Source organism: Streptomyces sp. NPDC026062, from assembly GCF_055568375.1.
Genome location: NZ_JBVHOQ010000018.1, coordinates 69151 through 89607 on the forward strand (window position 1 = coordinate 69151; position 20457 = coordinate 89607).

The 20457-nt window shown below is 70.6% G+C and carries 18 protein-coding genes; 14 read left to right on the top strand and 4 right to left on the bottom strand.

The features are described 5' to 3' along the window. Positions 1 to 9: 9 nt before the first annotated feature. The 4 genes from ACZ4LX_RS18350 to ACZ4LX_RS18365 are packed head-to-tail and all read right to left on the bottom strand — an operon-like array spanning position 10 to position 7773. Positions 10 to 1815, bottom strand: coding sequence for an ABC transporter ATP-binding protein (locus ACZ4LX_RS18350; protein ID WP_467645445.1), 1806 nt, complete (start codon positions 1813 to 1815; stop codon positions 10 to 12). Beyond that, a complete protein-coding gene (locus tag ACZ4LX_RS18355) occupies positions 1812 to 3680 on the bottom strand; it encodes an ATP-binding cassette domain-containing protein (protein WP_467645673.1) in 1869 nt (622 codons plus the stop codon). The genes ACZ4LX_RS18350 and ACZ4LX_RS18355 overlap by 4 nt, the downstream gene beginning before the upstream one ends. Then, positions 3680 to 6565 carry a glycoside hydrolase family 3 C-terminal domain-containing protein gene (locus tag ACZ4LX_RS18360; protein WP_467645442.1) on the bottom strand — a complete coding sequence of 962 codons (2886 nt, stop codon included), beginning with the start codon at positions 6563 to 6565 and terminating at the stop codon, positions 3680 to 3682. Before ACZ4LX_RS18360 ends, ACZ4LX_RS18355 begins: the two co-directional genes overlap by 1 nt. Positions 6566 to 6585: 20 nt before the next feature. Continuing rightward, a complete protein-coding gene (locus tag ACZ4LX_RS18365; RefSeq protein ID WP_467645439.1) occupies positions 6586 to 7773 on the bottom strand; it encodes an Nramp family divalent metal transporter in 1188 nt (395 codons plus the stop codon). A 404-nt stretch (positions 7774 to 8177) separates the two neighbouring features. Here ACZ4LX_RS18365 and ACZ4LX_RS18370 point away from each other — a divergent pair, with 404 nt between their 5' ends. The 14 genes from ACZ4LX_RS18370 (at position 8178) to ACZ4LX_RS18435 (ending at position 20454) form a co-directional block, all read left to right on the top strand. After that, positions 8178 to 9404 carry a glycosyltransferase family 2 protein gene (locus ACZ4LX_RS18370; protein WP_467645437.1) on the top strand — a complete coding sequence of 409 codons (1227 nt, stop codon included), beginning with the start codon at positions 8178 to 8180 and terminating at the stop codon, positions 9402 to 9404. Between the two features lie 2 nt (positions 9405 to 9406). Next, positions 9407 to 10837 (top strand): alkaline phosphatase PhoX, encoded by a 1431-nt coding sequence (locus tag ACZ4LX_RS18375; protein ID WP_467645434.1) that lies wholly within the window; start codon positions 9407 to 9409, stop codon positions 10835 to 10837. A 1-nt stretch (position 10838) separates the two neighbouring features. Beyond that, a complete protein-coding gene (locus tag ACZ4LX_RS18380) occupies positions 10839 to 11612 on the top strand; it encodes an SAM-dependent methyltransferase (RefSeq protein ID WP_467645430.1) in 774 nt (257 codons plus the stop codon). A 178-nt stretch (positions 11613 to 11790) separates the two neighbouring features. After that, positions 11791 to 11946 (top strand): hypothetical protein, encoded by a 156-nt coding sequence (locus ACZ4LX_RS18385; protein ID WP_467645427.1) that lies wholly within the window; start codon positions 11791 to 11793, stop codon positions 11944 to 11946. A 46-nt stretch (positions 11947 to 11992) separates the two neighbouring features. Then, positions 11993 to 13195 (top strand): glycosyltransferase family 4 protein, encoded by a 1203-nt coding sequence (locus ACZ4LX_RS18390; RefSeq protein WP_467645424.1) that lies wholly within the window; start codon positions 11993 to 11995, stop codon positions 13193 to 13195. Then, positions 13188 to 14141, top strand: coding sequence for an aminotransferase class IV (locus tag ACZ4LX_RS18395; protein WP_467645421.1), 954 nt, complete (start codon positions 13188 to 13190; stop codon positions 14139 to 14141). The genes ACZ4LX_RS18390 and ACZ4LX_RS18395 overlap by 8 nt, the downstream gene beginning before the upstream one ends. Continuing rightward, complete coding sequence (locus tag ACZ4LX_RS18400) at positions 14128 to 15087, top strand: phosphotransferase family protein (protein WP_467645418.1); 960 nt, start codon at positions 14128 to 14130, stop codon at positions 15085 to 15087. Before ACZ4LX_RS18395 ends, ACZ4LX_RS18400 begins: the two co-directional genes overlap by 14 nt. Further along, positions 15084 to 15773 carry a sugar phosphate nucleotidyltransferase gene (locus tag ACZ4LX_RS18405; RefSeq protein WP_467645416.1) on the top strand — a complete coding sequence of 230 codons (690 nt, stop codon included), beginning with the start codon at positions 15084 to 15086 and terminating at the stop codon, positions 15771 to 15773. The genes ACZ4LX_RS18400 and ACZ4LX_RS18405 overlap by 4 nt, the downstream gene beginning before the upstream one ends. Continuing rightward, positions 15770 to 16741 carry an NAD-dependent epimerase/dehydratase family protein gene (locus ACZ4LX_RS18410; RefSeq protein ID WP_467645413.1) on the top strand — a complete coding sequence of 324 codons (972 nt, stop codon included), beginning with the start codon at positions 15770 to 15772 and terminating at the stop codon, positions 16739 to 16741. Before ACZ4LX_RS18405 ends, ACZ4LX_RS18410 begins: the two co-directional genes overlap by 4 nt. Continuing rightward, entirely contained in the window at positions 16738 to 17355 is a 618-nt protein-coding gene (locus tag ACZ4LX_RS18415) for an NUDIX hydrolase (RefSeq protein WP_467645410.1), read from the top strand. The genes ACZ4LX_RS18410 and ACZ4LX_RS18415 overlap by 4 nt, the downstream gene beginning before the upstream one ends. A gap of 135 nt (positions 17356 to 17490) precedes the next feature. Then, complete coding sequence (locus ACZ4LX_RS18420; RefSeq protein WP_467645406.1) at positions 17491 to 18123, top strand: HAD family hydrolase; 633 nt, start codon at positions 17491 to 17493, stop codon at positions 18121 to 18123. After that, positions 18123 to 19193: an amidohydrolase family protein gene (locus ACZ4LX_RS18425; protein ID WP_467645402.1), complete on the top strand. Its 1071-nt coding sequence runs from the start codon at positions 18123 to 18125 to the stop codon at positions 19191 to 19193. Before ACZ4LX_RS18420 ends, ACZ4LX_RS18425 begins: the two co-directional genes overlap by 1 nt. Continuing rightward, on the top strand, positions 19190 to 19828 hold the full coding sequence (locus tag ACZ4LX_RS18430) for a D-sedoheptulose-7-phosphate isomerase (RefSeq protein ID WP_467645399.1): 639 nt from the start codon (positions 19190 to 19192) through the stop codon (positions 19826 to 19828). Before ACZ4LX_RS18425 ends, ACZ4LX_RS18430 begins: the two co-directional genes overlap by 4 nt. Continuing rightward, complete coding sequence (locus tag ACZ4LX_RS18435; RefSeq protein WP_467645396.1) at positions 19828 to 20454, top strand: D-glycero-alpha-D-manno-heptose-1,7-bisphosphate 7-phosphatase; 627 nt, start codon at positions 19828 to 19830, stop codon at positions 20452 to 20454. The genes ACZ4LX_RS18430 and ACZ4LX_RS18435 overlap by 1 nt, the downstream gene beginning before the upstream one ends. The last annotated feature ends 3 nt before the right edge of the window (positions 20455 to 20457 follow it).

Genomic DNA, 20457 nt, shown 5'->3' on the forward strand with positions numbered 1-20457 from the left:
TCGGGTCGGTCAGGTGCGGGCTGTGTGCAGTTCGTCATGGATGGCGAGGAGTTCCGCGTACCGGCCGCCGCGCCGGAGCAGAGCCGGGTGGTCGCCGGCTTCCACGAGCCGTCCCTCCTCCATGACGAGGATGAGATCGGCGTCCCGGACGGTGGACAGCCGATGGGAGACGACCAGCGTGATGGTCCCGCCGGCTTCGGCCAGCCTCCGTGCGATGGCCCGGTGGCGACGGAACACCGCGTATTCGCTGGGGGCGTCCAGAGCGGCGGTCGGTTCGTCCAGGATCAGCAGGAGCGGCTCGGTCCGCATGGCGGACCGTGACAGGGCCACTCGCTGCCACTGGCCCTCCGAGAGGTCGATACCTCCGAACTCACGTCCCAGCCGGGTCTCCAGGCCATCCGGAAGCCGGTCCACGAGGTCCTGCGCGTCCCCGTCGCGGACCGCGCTCCGGATGGCGTGGTGATCGCCGGACCGGTCGAGGTCACCTATGCCGACGGCCTCGCGCACGGTCGTGCGGTAGCGCCCGAAGTCCTGGAACACGACGGCCAGCCGGTCCTTCCACTCGTCCGGATCCAGGTCCACGAGGTCCGTGCCGTCCACGGTGATACGGCCGTGCTGGGTGTCGTAGAAGCCGCACAACAGCTTGACGAGGGAGGTCTTGCCCGAGCCGTATTCGCCCACGATCGCCACGGTGCTGCCTGCGGGCAGGTGCACCGAGACCGAGTCGACGGCATTGCGGGCGGCCTCCGGATACCGGAACGTGACGGTGTCGAGGGTGATGCCGTGGCGGAGTACGGCCGGCGGCCGGCTCACCGGTTCCGACTCCGCTCGCGCGGCAGGTCCGTGCTTTTGATGGTGGTCGAGCAGCCAGAGGTACGGATCGAGGGCTTCGGCGCCGTTGAGTACGTTGCCGATGCTCTCGACCGTCTGTTCCACCTGCCGCCGCAGCTGTCCGGCGAGTGTGATCGCGAGCAGCATGTCCCCGGTGGAACGCAGTCCCTGGCTGGTGAGGTACGCGGTGTAGGCGAGGCCCGCGACATAGGCGGCGGTGAACAGAAGCCAGCCCGTGATCATCAGGAACGCCGAGTGCAGCCGGGCCCGTTGCTGGATGGCGGTCACCTTCCGCCATTGCTCCTGCCGCAGTTCCATGAGCCGCCGCCCCGACCCGTACACCATGACCTCCTTCGCGGACGCCGGTGAGGTGAGCAGGTCGAAGAGGTGGTCCTCACGCCTGGCGGATTCCGCGGATGCCAGGATCGAGGCCCTCACGCCGCCCTGCGCACGCCTGTTGAGCAGGAGCGGCACCGGTGCGAAGAGGATGAGGACGAGCAGTGCCGGATGGATCTGGGCCAGCAGGACAATGCTCGTCCCGAGTCCGACCAGGCTGCCCAGCGACTCCAGCGGCACCCAGGCCGCCGCCACCAGGGAGGGGCCGCTGCCCAGTGCCAGTGAGACCCGGTCCAGGTACGCGGGCCGCTCCAGGTGATCTAGCCGGGGCAGGCCGCTCACGGTCGCGATGATCTCCTGATCGACCGTCAGCCCGACCCGTTCGCTGAGGTTGCCTCGGAACGACTGCCGGGTGTTGAGGCCGATGTTGACGAGCAGCAGACAGACCGCCGCTCCGGTCGCGGCCGTGAGGAGGTGCGCGACGCTGTGCCCCTCGGCGCTGTCCACCAGCGCTCGCACACTCAGGGCGAGCAGCGTGACAGCCGCGCTCTCGGCGATGATCAGGGTGGTCAGGAGCGCGCTCGTGCCCGGTGCCGAACGCCAGCACCGCTTGAGCATCGCGGTCCAGAAGGGAAGTCGTGCGATCACGGTGTTCCTCCGCCGGCGACAGGCTTGGTGTCCAGGGCCGCACGGTCGGCGGCCTGGTCGGCGAAGAGATCCGCGTAGACGCCGCCCGCCGCGGTGAGCTCCTCATGGGTGCCCGTCTCGACGACCCGCCCCTCGGAGAGGCAGGCGATCCGGTCGGCCTGCTGGACAGTGGAGAGCCGGTGCGAGATCAGCACCACGGAAACGTCGCGCATGCCGCGTATGACCTTGCGGAACACCTCCAGCTCGGTCCGGACGTCCAGATGCGCGGTGGGTTCATCGAGGACCAGCACCTGGGCGCCGGCCCGTACCGCGAAGATGGCCCGGGTGAGGGCGATGTGCTGCCACTGGCCGCCGGACAGGTCCACGCCGCCGCTGAAGGCGGCGGACAGCGGGGTGTGCCGGCCGTCGGGCAGCTGCTGGATCAGCTTCTCGCTGTCGGCCTCCCGCGCCGCGCTCATGAGCGCCTTCTCGTCATGCGCGGCCGTCGGCGCGCCCATGGTGATGTTGTCCGCGGCGCTGAGCTGGTAGTGCACGAAGTCCTGGAAGACCACCGCCAGCCGCCGGCGCCAGGATGCCGGGTCCATCGTCGAGATGTCCGTTCCGTCGGCGGTGATCCTGCCCGAGCCGGGCCGGTAGAGGCCGGTGAGCAGCTTGGTCAGGGTGGTCTTCCCGGCTCCGTTGCAGCCGACCAGGGCCAGTACCTCGCCGGGCCGGATCTCCAGATCACAGTCCTCCAGCACGGGGTGGTCGGCGCCGGGATACCCGAATCCGACTCCTTCGAGCTTCAGCAGGGGGGGACGGCCGGTCCGTTCCGGCGCCGTGGCGTGTGGCGGCCGGTCCCCGGCGCCGCGCTTCAGCCGTATGCGCAGCCGGTCGAGTGCCGCGACGGGGTGGATGCCTCCGGCCGCCGCCACGGTGTCGCCGTCCGAGGCCGCGAGGGCCAGCAGGCTGATGACGGCGGCGAGCATGGCGCCCAGCCCGCCGGTGGACACCGCCCCGTCCATGGCGCCGAGCCCCAGGACGAGGAAGCCCGCCAGAGCCGAGGCCGTCAGGGCCGCGAAGGCCGCCCACTGGCGGCGGCCGAGCCGGTTTCCCATATGCCAGATGGGGCCCACGCGTTCCAGGAAGCTCGACCGCCACTGACCGGTGACCCAGTCCCGCAGGCCGAAGATCCGGATCTCCTTGGCTCCGCCGGGAGTGATGACCTGGTCCCGCCAGTACTGTTCGCGTCGGGCGGCGGGCACTCCTGCGGCGGCGACGCCGGCAACGGCGAGGGTATTGCCGCTCAGTACGCCGCGGGTGCCCAGGACCACCACGAGCATCGTCATCACCAGCCACCAGGAGTACTGGAGAAGGACCACGGAGCAGGCGGCCGCCTGGAGGACGCGGAAGAGCAGGCGCAGCTGGGCCACCGAGGCCTGACCGGGGGTGCTCTCCGTCCAGTTGGTGCTCGGGCGCGCGGAGGCGAGCCGCTGGTCATCGCGTACCGCCGGGTCCTCCAGGAGAAGGATGTCCGGTGCCCCGCAGGACAGCCGGCTCACCTCGGTCCGCTGGGCGCCGTCGATCCGGCGGGCGGCCAGGAAGCGCAGTACCGATCCGAAGAGGTCGGCTGCCTGCCCGGCGATCAGTACCGCGCCGAGCCCGGCGACCGGCAGCACCCAGGACCCCTCCGAGGCCGGATCCGCGCCGTCCACCGCGGTGATGAGCGCGCCGGTGGCGGCCGCGGCCGCGGCCGGCTGGAGCGCCTGGACGAGCAGCACGGCTGTCAGCCCGGTCAGACACGCCGGACCGGCGAAGCGGAGTCCGCCGAGGATCCTCGTGCGCCGGCGCAGGCCTTCAAGAAGCGCGGAGAGGGCGCGGCCCATCACGACTGCGCCCGGGGGGCGGCGGTGGCGGAACCGGTGAGGGCGAACGAGGCGATGCGGGACCGCCCGGTGAGGACCAGGTAGACGTCATGGCGGCCGGCCACGGTCTCCAGCGGCGCGGTGACCGTCCGCCAGTCGTAGCGGCCGGTGGCCGACGTGGGTACCTCCGCCGACCCGAGGAGACGTCCCTCCGCGGGATCGTCGAGCCGTATCTCCACGCGCCCGGGGTCCGGGCCCGTTGCCCCGAGCCGGAGCACGACGGTGTCGGTCCCCGGGCCCACCAGCGCATCGCGGTAGAGCAGCCAGGCACCGGAGCGTTCGCCGGTGACCGCTTCGCCGGACAGGCGGGCCTCGTCGGTGATCCGGACGGCGTCGTAGTCGTCGAAGTCCACCGCACGGACCATCGCCGAGGACAGATCGCGCGGCGGCAGAGCCGGTGCCGTGACGGTGAGGAGGGCGGTGTGGGCGGACGGGGCCGAGCTGGGACCGGCCATGATCTCGTAGCGTCCGGGGGCGACGGCGAACATCCGGCGGCCGACGTCCCAGAACGCGAGATCCTGGACGGCCAGCGGGAAGGTGAGCCGCCGTGTGCTGCCTGCCGGGACGTGAACCCGGCGAAAGCCGTGCAGCTGCCGCAGCGGGCGGGCAAGGGTGTGATCCAGCGACCGGACGTAGAGCTGCGCCACCTCGTCGCTGCCGCGTGCGCTCGTGTTCGTGACCTCGACGGTGGCGACGACGGTGTCGCCCGGCGCGGCGGCGGTGCTGTCGAGAACGGGCGGACCGTATCGGACGTCGGCGTAGCCGAGGCCGTGGCCGAACGGGTACAGCGGTTCACGGTCGGAGTAGAGATAGGTCTGGCGGTTCTTGATGATGTCGTAGTCGCGGATGTCCGCGAGGTCGTCGGGCGACCGGGGCCAGGTCTGCGGCAGACGGCCCGCCGGGCTGTGCAGGCCGAAGAGGATGTCGGCCAGACCGCGGCCGAACTCCTGGCCACCGTGGGACGACCAGAGCATGGTCCGGGCCCGCTCCGCCAGCCGGGGTACGGCCAGCGGGTGCCCGCTGACCAGGACGACGGCGGTGCGCGGGTTGGCCGCGACGACGGCCTCCGCCAGCCGCTCCTGGGCGGCGGGGAGACCGATCTCCTTCCGGTCGCGCCCTTCGCTGCCGTTGATCTGCGGATGTGTGCCCACGAGAACGACCACGGAGTCCGCGGCGCGTGCCGCCTCCGCCGCCGTATCCGCGCCTCGCGAGACGACATCCACCTCCAGGTGGGTCGCGGCCCCGGCGTCCTCGGCCGTCAGGCCGACGCCGGTGCCGTCCACGGCCAGGAAGTGTCCGCTGGACTGGTTGCGCAGGAGCCAGGAGTCCCCGTCCGGCTCCAGCCGGAAGGTCTGCTTGATCTCCCAGCCGTACGGTTCCTCCTGGTCGCACAGGAGCGATGCGCCCTTGCCCCGGGACAGGAACAGGCCGGTTGCCAGTGACCGCAGGGAGATGCCGCCCTCGCCCCAGTCGAAGACCTCGAAGACCGCCTCGTCGCGGAGTTCGTCACCGGCCGCGCGCAGGCCGGTGCCGGCAACGGTCAGATAGCGGCCGTCGTCCCGTACGCGCAGTGCGATCCGGTCGAGCCCGGGAACGAGGACGACCGGTCCGGCAGCCTGTTCGCGGATGCCCTCCAGAGGCGTGACGCGGTACGGGGGAGGCCCCGAGTACCAGTCCCGGCAGACCCGGTCGGCCATCGGGCCGATGACGGCGACGGTTCGGTCCCGGGTGGCGCTCAGTGGCAGCAGACCGCCTTCGTTCTTCAGCAGTACGACCGACTGGCGGGCCGCCTCACGGGCGAGTTCCCGGTGAGCCGGAGCTCCGACGGTGTCCGTCACCGGGGGACGGGGCGGACCGAAGTCTCCGAGCCGGGCCCGCATGAGGAGCAGCCGGCCCGCGGCGGCGTCGATGTCCCGCTCGGCCAGGAGGCCCATTTCCACCGCCCGGTGAAGGGCCCGGAGGGTGAGGGAGGGGTCGTCCCGGTGATCGGTGAAACTGTCCAGCCCGGCACGCATGGCCGCGGAGTAGGCGTGTTCCCGGTCCTCGTAGTAGCGGCTTTTCTCGATCAGGTCCGAGGGGGCGAACCCGTCGGATATCACTACTACGTCGGGGTCCTCCTCGCGCAGTGCGGCCAGGTACTCGCTGAGATGGTTGGGGCGGCCGTTGACGACGTGATACGAGGGCATCACGGCCGCGGCCACTCCTGCCCCGACCGGCTCCGTGAAGGGGCGCAGGTCGTACTCGCGCAGGACACGAGGGCGCACTCCGACCGACGAGGCGAACTTGTCGAACTCATGGTTGTAGGCCAGGAAGTGCTTGAGCGTGGGGGCGATGCGCCAGCGGGCGGGCGGATCACCCGGCCTGCCGCCCCGCAGTCCCGAACAGAAGGCGACCGCCAGGCCCACGGTCAGGAACGGGTCCTCGCTGTAGCCCTCCTCGTTGCGGCCCCAGCGCGGATCGCGCAGCAGGTTGACCACGGGCGACCAGACGTTGCGGCTGACGAGCGGATCGTCCGCGTCGCGCTGGAGCAGGGACTCCACCTCGGCGGCTATCGTCTCGCCGACCCGTTCGACGAGTTCGGGGTTCCAGGTGGCGCCGAGCCCGACCGCTTGCGGGAAGACCGTGCAGGGCACGGCCGCGACCACGCCGTGCAGGACTTCGCAGCCGGTGTGGAAGGACGGGATGCCGAGCCGGGGTACGGCCCGTTGGTGGTTGTGGAGCAGGGCGATCTTCTCGTCGAGGGTCAGCCGGGCCAGGAGGGAGTCCGCCCGCTCCTTCGGCGAGCTGCCGGGTGCGGGAGCTCCGGAATCGGCCGGATGTCCGGGCGGGTCTGCGGCGACAGGCATTTCAGGAACCAACCTTCGCGTCATGAAGTGAACAGGCCCCACAGCAGAAGGGCGTTGAGGGAGACGATCAGCAGGGTGATGACTGCCAGCGCGGCCGTTGTCACCCGGCGGTTGACCAGTTCGGCCATCAGATCCCGCCGCGCGGTGAACCACAGCAGGGGCACGAGAGCGAACGGGACACCGAAGGAGAGGACGACCTGTGACCCGATGAGGGCGGTCGTGGGGCTCACTCCGGTGGCGAGCAGCGCGAGGGCGGGGAGCAGGGTCAGGGCGCGCCGAACGGCCACGGGGACGGCCCGGCGCAGGAATCCCGACATGACCGTCTGCCCGGCGTACGTGCCGACCGAGGATGCGGCGAAGCCGGAGGCAAGCAGCGCGAGCGCGAACGCCAGGGCGGTGAACTCATCCGCCTGGCGTGCCAATGTCGCGTGTATGGCGGCCAGTTCGTCCTGTGGTCCACCGCCGAACTGGGCGGCGACCACCAGCATGGAGACGTTGACCAGGGCGGCGACGCCCAGCGCGACCACCACGTCCACGCGCAGTCCGCGCAGCAGCAGCCGTCGGGGTGTGGGGGGCCCGCCGTCGGCGGCGTGCCGCCTGGTGTGGTCGGCGGTCAACGAGGAGTGCAGGTAGATGACGTGCGGCATCACCGTGGCGCCGACGATGCCGGTGGCCAGCACCAGGCTGTCGGGCCCGGCGAAGCCCGGTCTCATGCCGGAGGCGAGGCCACCGGGGTCCACGCCCGAGATCAGCAGGTTGTAGAGAAAACCGGCGATGACCACGCACAACAGGCCGGCCACCGCGGTCTCGAAGCGCCGCAGCCCCCTGGTCTCCAGGGCGAGGACGCCGAAGGCGACCAGACCGGTGATGACTCCGCCCGCCGGCAGCGGTACGCCGAACAGGAGGTTCAGGGCCACGGCTCCGCCGATGACTTCGGCGAGGTCGGTGGCGATGACCACCGCCTCGGCCTGAAGCCACAGCATCAGCCGGACCGGACGCGGCAGGTGTTCGCGGCAGAGCTGGGACAGGTCGCGGCCGGTGGCCAGGCCCAGTTTCGCCGCGGCTGCCTGGACCAGCATGGCCATGGCGTTGGCGGCGACGATGACCCAGAGCAGCCGGTATCCGTAGGTGGATCCCGCGGCCATGTTGGTGGCGAAGTTGCCCGGGTCCACGTAGGCGCTCGCGGCGACGAACGCGGGGCCGAGCATCACGGCGCCCGGAGCCGGGGACCGCGTCCGCCGGCCGGGGCGGGCTGAAACCCGCCCGGGGGGCGGGGAGGTGGACAGCATGGAGTCCCTCCGACGGCTGGAAGAAGGGGGATTCGGCCGTCAGGCAGGACATACGGTTCCCCGCCGGAGATGGGCGTTCGGGGACCGCGCGGTGAACCGAGCATGCAGGCCCGTACATCCGCTGTCAAGGAACACGCGATTGGCAGGAAAGTGCGCGGATCCACGCTGCCAGGCGTGGGCGTAGCGGATACGTGGCGGGTGCTGAATCATATTCCGTGGGATTCGGCCGCGAGGTCTCGTGCAGGCGTTGGTTCTGATTGGAAGTCTATTCACGGTCACATGCGTCGGAAATTGTTGACTCTTCTGGAATGGGAAGGCAGGAAATGACGGAAGCGAGAATCCGTCCCGCCGGAGCCGCTGGGGAACGCGCCGCCGAAGCGGCCGAAACCGCGGTACGGGCGCTGGTCACGCTCCAGGACCCGAACGCCCGGGTGAGCGCCCCCATGTGGCGGCGGACCGAGCGGCTCTGCCGCCGGGTACTCACCCGGCTCGACGAAATGGCGCCCTCGCCCGAGCGGGCCCGGGCCATGGGCCGGCTCGGACGCGCTCCGCTCGACCGGGCGGCGCAGCACTCCGTCCGGCAGCTGATCGAGGACGGCCTGGCGGCGGCCGGCGGGATTCCGGACAAACTGGCCTCGGCGCTCGAGGAGTTCCGGTCACGGAGCCGGATCGTCCTGGACACCGGTGTCCGGCACCGGGCCGGGGCCGCCGAGCGGTGCCCGGATGTGACCCGGTGGGCGGCGGACGGCCGGTTCCCTCTGCTCGGAACCGAGGGGACCTGGGAACTCACGGTCGTCCTGGACTTCCGGGACACGTCCTCGGCCGACCGCTACCGCAACGCGGTCGCGGCGTGCCTGGCCCTGCACGACCAGACGCTGGACCGCGACCGCTACCGCATCGTGGTGGTGGAGCAGGATGCCACGCCCCGCCACGCCGAGCTGATGAGCACCCTGGCCGACCGCTATGTGCATGCCGCGAACGACGGTCCCTACAACCGGAGCTGGGCACACAACGTCGGTGCGGTCGCCACGGGTGGCCGGGAGCGGTTCCTGTGTTTCCTGGACGCCGACATCCTGCTCGACCCGGGCTTCCTCGCCCGGTCGGTCGCCATGCTGGAGGCGCGGGGAACGCGCGCGCTCCTCCCGCACGTGAGCCTGTACTACCTCGACGAGGAGTCCACGGCCACGGCGTTGCGGCAACGGCTGTCACGGCCGGGCGGGTCGGTGGATCCGGACGTACTGCACGGATACCGGCTGGTGACCAATCGCGGTGGCTGTGTGTTCGTGCGCAGCGGGCTGTTCCACGAGATCCACGGATTCGACGAGCGGTACGAGGGCTGGGGCGACGAGGACAACGAGTTCTACGAGCGCCTCGCGGCGCACACCGAGATCGATCACCGATCGCAGGTTCTGCTCCACCTGGACCACCCGCGACCGGTGATGGAGGTCGACGGGCGCCGGCCCAACGAGTGGCTGCTGGGATCCACGGCCGGCCGGCCCACACACATCGGTGCACCCGGGCTCTACACGCGTACAACACAGGAGGCATGACCATGGACCGACGTCAGTTCGTCACCGGCGGGGTGATCGCGGCGGCGGCCGCCGCGCATGTGGTGCTCAAGGGCCCCTTCGAGGGCGTCGCCGCGGCGGCCGAGGCGGGCGGGCCCCGGCCCTCGGCCGGCTACGGACCGCTGTCCCCGGTCGGGGACCTGCGGGACGGAAAGGTCCGTCTTCATCTTCCCGAGGGTTTCAGCTACCGGTCGTTCAACCCGGCGGGCGAGACCTACACCGAAGGCTCCATCACCCCTGGCCACCACGACGGCATGGGCGCCTTCCGCGGCCCCCGGGACACCACCGTGCTGGTCCGCAACCACGAGATCGGCGGTGCGGGAACGGCCTTCGGGACCGCGACGACCCCGGTGTACGACCCGGCCGGCCAGGGCGGTACCAGCACCCTCGTGGTCACCCCCGACGGCCGGGTCCTCCGCAGCGGGCCCAGCCTCGCCGGCACGTTGCTGAACTGTTCCGGCGGCGTGATGCCGTGGGGGTCCTGGCTGAGTTGCGAGGAGACCGTCAACGGCCCCGACGTCGGCAACGACCACAGCGGCCAGGACAACTCCCTGCTGACCCGGAAGCACGGCTACCTCTTCGAAGTCCCCCTCGACCGGGCGGCCACCGCCGAGCCGGTCCGTGCGGCGGGCCGCTTCTGTCACGAGTCGGCGGCCTACGACCCGTACACCGGCGCGATCTATCTCACCGAGGACAACTACGACTTCGCCTCGGGCTTCTACCGCTACCTGCCGCCGGAGGATCCGAACGCCTGCGGGCGGCTCCTGGACGGCGGCCGGCTCCAGATGCTGGCCGTGCGCGGAGCGGACGGAGCGGACCTGTCGCTGGGCCAGAAGCCCGGTGCGGTCTACCGGGTGAAGTGGGTCGACATCGACGATCCCGACCCGTCGTTCGCCGGCACGGCCTATGACGAGGCGGTCTGTGCCGTGGGCGCCCAGGGCCGGGCGAAGGGGGCGGCGCTCTTCTCCCGCCTCGAAGGCTGCGTTCAGCACGACGGCACGGTCTTCTTCACGTCGACCCAGGGCGGGGCCTGTCCGCCGGGTGACACCCCGCCCTGGGGTTTCGGTGACGGCCGGGGCCAGGTCTGGGCCTACGACACCCGGGAGGAGCTGCTGCGGCTCATGTACGAGTCCCCGGACTCGATGACGCTGGATCTCCCGGACAACGTCACGACGAGCCCGCGCGGGACGCTGGTGATCTGTGAGGACGGCGGTGGGGACAACTACCTGCGCGGCCTGACCCGGGGCGGATCGCTGTTCGACTTCGCCCTGATGGAGCCCATACCCGACGCGCCGGGGGCCGAGTTCGCCGGTTCGACGTTCAGTCCGGACGGCCGGACGCTCTTCGTCAACATCCAGACGGGGGCGGGGCTCACCCTCGCCATCCGGGGCCCCTGGAAGAACGGAGGTTTCTGAGGTGGAGCAGCAGACCGGTCCGGCCGTGACCGGTGACGGGACCGGGCCGACACCCCTCACGGAGCTCTTCGACCGGCACTACCTCACGTTCTGGCAGGCGGAACTCGGCGCCGGCCGGCTGGAGCGGGAGCAGCTGCTCGTGCGGCGGCTCGGCGGGCTCCGGCCGGGCCATCGGGTCCTGGACGTGGCGTGTGGCTACGGCCGTATGAGCAACAGCCTCGCCGCGGCCGGCCTCGACGTCACGGGAGTGGACATCAGCGAGCAGCTGCTGTCCGAGGCCCGTGTGCGGGCCCGGGACGCAGGGACGGCGCCCACGTTCCTGCGAGCGGACATGCGCGACCTCGAAGGATTCACCGGCTTCGACTGTGCGCTGCTCTGGTTCACGAGCTTCGGGTACTTCGGCGACGAGGACAACCGACGGGTCCTGGGCGAGGCGCTGAACTGTCTTGCTCCCGGCGGGCGGCTGCTCATCGAGACCCGCCACTGGGACAGGATGAACCGGCGCTTCGACCCTCTCACGGTGCGCACGTCCGGCGACGACTTCCTGATCGAGCACCATGGTTACGACGCCCGGACCGGCATCCAGAGCAGCCGGCAGACGCTGCTCGTCGATGGCCGGCGCATCGAGCGGGTCGCGGTTCTGCGCAGGTACGGATTCCCCGAGTTGCGTGCCCTGTGCCTGGCGGCCGGGTTCAGCGCGGTGGACGGATTCGACGAGTTCGGTGAGCCGTTGGGCCCGGACAGCGACCGATGTGTGGTCGTGGCGGTCAAATAGCGGACACCCCGCTCCATGGCACGAAGTGACCCTGGACCGTACGTGCCAATTGTGGTGCGGAATTTCATTGGACCACGGAATCCGGCCCAGTAATGTTGATTCCAGCGGCAGGGTCGGCCGAGAGTCGAATTCAAAAGCCGCGAACCAATTCCCTTTCCTTTTCTCCTGGAGGTGCGTCATGTCCCGAGCCACCCGGCTCTCCGCCCGCCTGCTGCTCGCCGCGGCCCTCGCCGTCGTAGGGATCTCCTGCTTCGCGAACGGTGACACCGAGGCCGCCGGGACGCCTTCGACCCACGTGCTTGCCGATGACTCCGACACCTGGGGCTGGGGCTGATCGGCCCTCACGACTGTCGGATCACGAACGTGGGAGAGGCACTCGCGTGCGCACACTGATTCTTACGTCCAGCTTCCATCCGGTCGTCGGCGGTGCCGAGACCTACGCGTACGAGATCGCCCGCGGCCTGGCTGACGCCGGCCACCCCACGTCGGTCGTCACCGAACTGCCACGGGGTGCCGGTCCCGAGGACACTTTCCCGGGCGACCCGGCCGGCGTCACCGTCCGGCGCCTGCACCGGTTCAGGGAACTGCTGGCGACGGACGGCAGCAAGATCCTCTGGGAGCAGATGGCACACGGTCTGCACCCGGAACTCCAGGCGTGCGTCGAGGAATCGCGTCCGGACGTCGTACTCACCAACAGCCTCGACACCGCGGTCCTGGGCCGGACGGTCGCCCTCGCCTCCGGCATTCCCTGGGCGGCTGCCTTCCACGAGCAGGATCCCGAGGGCGAACCGCTCGGCCGAGGCCGCCTGCGACTGGTGTACGACGTGCTCGCCCCCGACCTGGTGCTGGCCGGCTCGGAGTTCTACGCCGAGCGGGCCAGGCGCTGGGGGGCCGGTGACCGGACCCGGCTCGTCCATCACGGGGTGGACACCGATCTCTTCCGTCCGGGACTCGACAGCCGCGCCGTCCGCCGCCACTACGAAGTCCCCGATGACGCCGTACTGGTGGTCTCGGCAGGGCGGCTCAAGGCCCGCAAGGGCCATCTGGAGACGGTGCGGGCCTTCGCCCGGCTCCATGAACAGAACCCCGGCACGCGGCTGATCATCGTGGGCAGCGTCAACTCGGCATCGCACGCGTACGCGCACGCACTCGAGTCGGAGCTGGACCGGCTCGGTCTGCGCGGCGCGGCCCGGATCGACCGGACGGTGACCTTCGACGCGATGCCGGGCCTGCTGGCCGCGGCCGACATCGTCGCTCAGCCGAGCCACGCGGAAGGACTGGGACTCGCCGTACTGGAGGCGATGAGCAGCGGCTGTGCGACGGTCACCACCGACATTCCGGGGATCAGGGAAGTGCTCACCGCTCCCGGTGTGGCCGAGGTGGTGCCACCTCGTACGGTCGCTCCGCTCGCCGAGGCACTGGTCCGCCTGGCCGCAGACCCGGAACTGCGCGCGGGTCTCGGCCGCAGAGCACGTACGCACATCGAAGAGTCCTTCTCCCGCCGACGCATGGTCGAGGACACGGCGGCAGCGCTGAAGGCACTGACCCGGACAGCCGGCCCTTTGGAGACACAGCGTGTATGAGCAGACTCCGGCCCTCATGTGGTGGAACGGAGACCTCGTGCCATGGGCCGAGGCGACCGTCCATGTCACCTCGGAAGTGGCCACCCGGGGCACCAACGTCTTCGAAGGGCTGCGCGCGTACTGGCAGCCCGAACAGAGGCACGCCGTCATCCACCTGGACGCGCACCTGGACCGCCTCGCCCAGTCCGCACGCCTCATCCGGCTGCCCGCCGCCGAGACCGCCGAGCACATCGGCCAGCTCCGCCGCGGGGTGGACGAGCTGGTCCGGGCCCTGGGTCCCGGCCACGACCTCTATCTCCGCCCCACTGTCTACATCGACGAGGGGCGATATGGCTGGCGCCCGCAGGACGTCCGGCTCGGGAGCTACATCGCCGGCTACCGCGCCGACCCGACGCCGCTCCGCCCGATGGCCTGTGTGGTCAGCAGCTGGAGGCGCACGCCGGACACCGCCATCTCACCGCTGATCAAGGTGGGTGCCGCCTATCAGGCCTTCCGGTTGCCCCGCATCGAAGCGGCGGCGCAGGGTGCCGACGAGGCGATCCTGCTCAACTCCCGTGACACGGTGGCCGAAACGGGCGGTGCGGCTGTCTTCCTCGTACGCGACGGGAAGGTGTTCACGCCTCCACTGGCGGACGGGGTGCTCGACAGCATCACCCGCCGGATCGTCATCGGACTGCTCGGCTCCCGGCTCGGACTGCCGGTCGTCGAACGCTCCATCCCCCGTACGGAGCTGTACACCGCGGACGAGGCCTTCCTGTGTGGAACGCTCGACGAGGTCCGTCCGATCGGGAGTATCGACGGCATGGACCTGGGTGCCCCGACGGGCCCGGTGACCGCCGCCGTACGTGACCTGTACGTGTCCGTGTGCCGGGGCCTGCGCGACATCGACGAACCGGGCCTGCTGCACACCATCGACCCCTTGGAGCACGATCATGCAACACCATGACGAGAACTGGATCGCCGAATTCCGCCGGCTGGGCCACCCCGACGCCGAACCACTGGCCGCCGGCATGGAGGGCGCTGTCTACCGGCTGGGCGACGGTCTCGTCGCGAAGGTGTGGGGGAGCCGGACCGAGCCGGAGCTCGTCCGTCTGAAGGAGTTCTACGACGGACTCGCCGACCAGGGCCTCAGTTTCCGCACTCCCCGGATCCTGCGGGTCCACACCACGGTGCGTGGAAGCTGCACCGTCGAGGAGGAACTGCACGGAACCCCCCTCGGCGAGGCTCTCCCGGCCTCCGACGGCGTGCCGGGGCCGGACGCCGTCACACCGCTCGTCGACGTACTCGCGGAACTGGCCGAGGTCAAGGCCACCGAGAGCCTCGCGCGACTGCCGGTCCTGGACGAGGCCGCACCCTTCCGGGGGGCCGGACTCGACTGGGCCGGATCGCTTTCCGCCCTGGTCGACCGGCGTCTGCACCGGTTCGGCGGCCGTCTCGGCGCCGACGTTCCGGACCTCCGCCGAAGGGCCGATCACGTCCTGCGGCTCGTCCGCGCCTGGGGGCACGGCCGGGAGGGCATCCTGCACGGAGACCTGACCACCGGGAACATTCTGGTCGACGACCAGCTGCGCCCCACCGCCGTACTGGACTTCGGCTTCCTGTCCGCCCCGGGCGACCCCGCCTTCGACGCGGCCGTCACGGCGGGCATCGCCGACATGTACGGCCCGCAGGCCCACCAGGCGGAGGCGGTCGTCGACGACGCGATCGTCGAACGCTTCGGATACCCGCGGGAGATCCTGCTCCTCTACCGCGCCGCGTACGCCCTCATCACCAGCAACGCCTATGACCCGGAGGGCCAGGACGGGCACTTCCACTGGTGTGTGCGCATGCTGCTGCGCGACGATGTCACCGAACTGCTGGAGAGCGTGGCGGCCAGGACCGTGACCCGGTGACGGCGGCGCGTGTGGCGCTCCTCGCCGGCGGCCGGGCCACCCGGCTGGGAAAGCTCGCGGAGAAGGTCCCCAAGGTATTGCAGCCGGTGTCCGGCCGCCCCTTCCTCGACGTACTGCTCGGCTCCATGGCGGGCAGGGGCGTCGAGCACCTGCACCTCTGCCTCGGGCATCTGGGCGACCGGGTCGAGGAGCACCTGCGGTCGCGTACGGAGACGGAACCGCGTGTCACCACGTCCCGTGAGGGGTCCGCGGCCGGTACCGCGGGCGCGCTGCTGGACGCCGCGGAACACCTGGACGAGGTGTTCGTCGTCGCCATGGGGGACACCTATGTCGACCTCGACTGGTGCGGGCTCACCGCGCTGCTTCCGGGCGACGCGTCCGCGACGATGCTGGTGACCGCGTCCGCCTCGGGACCCACCCCCAACGTCGCGGTACGCGACGGCCGGGTGACGGCCTACGACAAGCAAGGCGTCCACGGCGGGCTCACCGACACCGGTGTCGCCGTGCTGCGCAAGGAGGCGCTGGGCCTCGTCGCGCAGCACGGGACACCGTGCGATCTCACTGAGCTGTTCGGACTCCTGCTCCAGCGCGGCGAGTTGGCGTCCAGGACGGTCGACGCCCGTTTCTACGACATCGGCACCCCGGAAGGAATCCGGGTGTTCGAGAACCAGGAGGCCCTCGTATGAAGAGCGTCCACGGGTCCGCTCTCGTGACCGGAGCCGCCGGGTTCATCGGCTCCGCACTCGTGTCGGAACTGCGGGGCCGGGGAGTGCCCGTCACCGCCGTCGACCGGCTGTCCTGGAATCAGGCCGACAGGCTCCACCGGCTCACGCCCGGTGCGGACTTCACCTACCACCAGCTGGAGATCGAGACCGGCAGTGCCCTGAGCGACGTGGTGCGGGGCCACGGCACGGTCTTCCACCTCTCCGCCAATACGGAGAACCGCTCCGACCGGGCCGGGCGGCTCAGCGACCTCCACGACACGGTCGCCGGCACCGTCGCACTGCTGGAGGCGCTGCCGGAAGGCGGAGCGACGACCGTCGTGCTGGCCTCCAGTCAACTGGTGTACGCGGCGGATCCGGCGCAGCGCGACATCACCGAGGCGACCGGACGCGTGCTGCCGGTCACCCGCTTCGCCGCCGGCAAGACCGCGGCCGAGGCCTTCCTGAGCGCCTACGCCCACGAACGCGGGCTCCACGCGGCCGCCTGCCGGCTGTCGAACATCGTGGGCCCGGGTATGCGGCGTGGCATCGTGCACGACATCGTCCAGGGACTGGCCGCCGATCCGGAACGTATCCGGTTGCTCGGCGACGGCCGGCAGACCCGCAGTTACCTGCATGTCGCGGACTGCGTGGCGGCACTGATCCACGCGGCAGGGCTCCGGGCGGCCTTCTCCGTGCTCAACGTGTGCAACACCGACGCCATCAGCGCCGCCGAGGTGGCCGCGATCGTGGCCGAGGAGTTTCCCGCCGGCACGCCCGTCGTCACCACCGCCGGCGGGACGACCGGCTGGCGCGGAGACGTGCCGACCCTGCGCGTGCGCCCCGAAGCACTGCTCCGGCAAGGCTGGCGGCCCGCCCGGGACTCCGCCGCATCGGTACGGGACACCGCCCGCGCCATGTGGGAGGACCGCTCCGGGATGGTGGCCGTATGAGCGGGCTCTGGTCCTGGTCGGAGCAGGAGGCCACCCCTGCCGGGACACCGCCGCCCCGGACGGCTGCGCCGGCCGCCGACCGATGGACCGTACAAGGGCACCGCACGCTGTACAGCAGCCGCTGGGCGGGGCTGGACCTGGTCACCGTGGAGCCACCCGGGCGGGAACCCTACGACCACCACGTGGTGCGACTGCCGTCGGCGGTCGGAGTCGTGGTCCACGATCCGGTCCGGGGTGTCCTTCTGCTCCACCGGCACCGGTTCATCACGGACACCGAAGGCTTCGAGATCCCCGCCGGCGGCATCGACGTCGGGGAGAGCATCGAGGACGCGGCCGCCAGAGAGGTGCTGGAGGAGACCGGCTGGCACATCACCGACGCCACGCCCCTCCACAGCTGCAACGCCTCCGACGGAGCCACCGACCAGCGGTTCCACTACGTCATCGCCAGAGCCGGCAGTTACGCCGGTCCGCCCGTCGACGCCTACGAGGCGACCTCGCTGCACTGGATTCCGGCACAGGACATTCTCCCGCTCATCAAGCAGGGAAGGATTCCCGGAGCGCTCAGTTCCGTAGCCCTGATGTATGCCCTGCAATTCCACCGCGGCTGGCACTGAGGAATTCCGATGGCAGAAACAGCACAGTGGGCCTTTCCCTGGTCGATTTCGGCGCCCGTGGAACCGTATCGACCGGCCGGTCCGGAATCCATGTCCGCGGCTCCGCCCCCGGAGGCCGTACTCCTGGATATCGGCATGACCCTCATCCATCCCACCGGACAGGTGATGCTCGATGAGATCCATGTCGAAGCGCCGGGCCACATCGCGACCGGACAGGACTGCGTCGCCGCCCTGCTGCTGGCGGCCGAGGCCCGGCTTCTTCCGCTGCCACACGGACTGAGCGGCGACGAGAAGGTCGGGGCGGCCTGGGGGGCATTCCTCGGACTGAGCCAGGAACCGTCCCTGCGTATCTGGCGGCGCCTGCTGAGCCGCCCGGACCTCTACAGCGAGCTCGACTCCGAAGCCGTCGCCGTGCTCACCGGGCTCCGGCAGCGCGGGGTTCGCGTCGCGGCGGTCTCCAACGGGGTCGGAATGCTGGACGAGGAATTGCGTCACTTCGGGATCGGACACCTCTTCGACGTGACACTGGATTCGGCGTCGGCGGGTACGGAGAAACCTGCGCCGGGCCTCTTCCGCGCCGCCTTCTCCGCTCTGGACGTGCGCCCGGAAAGCTGCTGGTTCATCGGTGACGGACTGGTGAACGATGTTCTCGGCGCCCGTGCCGCTGGAATCCCCACCGCCTTTCTCTACGACCGTTTCGGCGTGTACACGGAAGTACCCGGAGTCCGTCGCCTGTTCCGGCTGACAGACCTACTGAAGGAGTTCTAGTGGATCCGTTCCTCTACCACGTCCACGGCATGGGAGGCTTCGACTTCTCCTCCCTCGGTCCTGACGACCTGATCCCCCTGAACGAACTCGCCGCCGAGCGGCAGCAGGAGATCCTGCCCACGGTCTTCCTGCGCCGTGAGGCCCTGCCCGGTCTCGTCGACCTGCTCATGCACTACGACGCGCTGCGTGCCGGCGGCCACCTGCCCCGCCTCGCCGGATTCGCGGTCGAAGGCCCGCTGCTGGGACCGGAGGGAGGTGTGCCGCAGGCCGGCAAGTGGGCACCCGACGAGGACGAGTGGCGCACGCTGGCACACCTCGGCGACCTGGGCCTGCGCTACCTGGTGATCGCTCCGGACACCATGGAACTGGACGACCCGGTGGGTCCCGGTCTCGGCTTCGCCGACCTGCTTGAACTGTTCTACGACCACAACTGCCGCATAGCACTGGGTCACTTCATGCACAGTGACCCGTACACGAGCGCCCGGCGGACCCGCGAGGTCATCGATCACCTCCACTCCGTCTATCAGTCCTCGCCCTATCTCGTCCTGACCGACCATCTCTTCAACGACATGCCCCGCCGGTTCACCCACGCCTGGCGGACCGCGGCGGAGCGCGAACAGCGCCCGGCACAGCTCGCGGAGTTCCTCGGGCGCGACTGGACGAAGGAGGACCTGGACGATGTGCTGGGTCCCGTACCGGCGACTCTGCTGCGGGCCACCCGGGAGGGGCTCGTCACTCCCTGTCTCAACTTCGACGGGCTGCATGTGGATCTGGAGGTGTGCCGACGCACCGTGGAGTACCTCGGCGCCGACCGCCTGATCGCCCTGACCGACCACATCGAAGTGGACTCCATGGCGGGCGAGAGCCTGACCCTGGACGAATCGGGGCTGTGGCGCAGCCGGAACGGTGTCGTCGCCGCAGGCTCCACCGACTACGCGCGGCAGCGCGACAACATCCTCTCCGCCGGGATGGGCGAGGCCGTGGTGAGGGCCGTCTTCGACACCGTCCCCCGGGCCGCCGTCGCCTACCGTCCGAGCAGGGCACTCATCATGGAAGAGGCATCACGATGACGCTCGCTCCGCTCAACGCCCCTGTGGCGGAGCCCGCCGCGTGCGACGACTACGCGCGGATCGCCGCCGGGTATCTGCGGGAACTCTCCGAGCAGGCCACTCTTGTCGACACCGGGGACATCGCTTCCTTCACCGCGCTCGTGACGAACACCATGCGGGCACGGAGAACGGTCTTCGTGGCGGGAAACGGAGGAAGCGCGAGCGCCGCGGGGCACATCGCCTGCGACTGGCTCAACGCCTGTGAGCGTGCCGGAATCCGGAGCGGCGACATCGTCAATCTGGCGGACAGCGTCTCCCTCATGACCGCGCTGGCCAATGACATCGCGTACGAGGAGACCTTCTCCCGGCAGCTGCGGATGCGTGGGGCACCCGGTGATCTCCTCGTCCTGCTCAGCGTCAGCGGCAACTCGCCGAATCTGGTCAGGGCCGCGCAGCTGGCCCGGTCGGACGGGATGAAGGTGGCGGGGCTGCTGGGCAACCGCGGCGCCCTCGGGGCGTACTGCGACTCCGCGGTGGTCTTCGGCGGCGGTGACTACGGTCTGACCGAGGACCTGCACGTGGCGGTCAACCACATCGTGGTCCGCGCCCTCGCCGGCGGTGCTCCGCTTCGCTACCACGACGGCAGGATGTCCTGATGACCGCGCGACCGGTCTGCCGGCCCGGCCCGCGCCCCGCGGCCGGCGAGCCGCGTGGGCTTCTGCTGTGCGACCGGGACGGCACCATCATCGAGAACCGGGACTCCTACGTCCTGTCCGACGCGGATGTCAGGTTCCTGCCGGGCGCGGTGGACGCACTGCGGACGGCGACCCTGGGCGGGCTCGCTCTCGTGATCGTCTCGAACCAGTCACCGGTGGGCCGAGGGTGGCTCACGGAGGCGGAATGCGTGCGGATCCACGACGGCGTGGTGAGGACGCTGGAGGACCGGGGCGTTCCGGTGGCGGCGAGCTACCTGTGCCCGCACACCGCAGCGGACGCGTGTGGCTGTCGCAAGCCCGAACCCGGCATGGCCCTGCTCGCCCAGCGGCGCTTCGACGTCCCCCCGGACCGTTGTGCCTTCGTCGGGGACAGCGTGGAGGACATGGGCGCGGCGGTCGGGGCGGGGGCTCATCCCCTGCTGGTCCGGTCCGGACGCGGCGCGGCCCACGAGGAACGGCTCGGCTCCGACCCGCGCCTGGGCGCGGTGCGTGTGGTGGACGATCTCGCGGCGGCCGTGGAGTGCGCGGTCACGGCCATGGCCGGGCCGCGGGCGGGCAGCGCGTGAGGA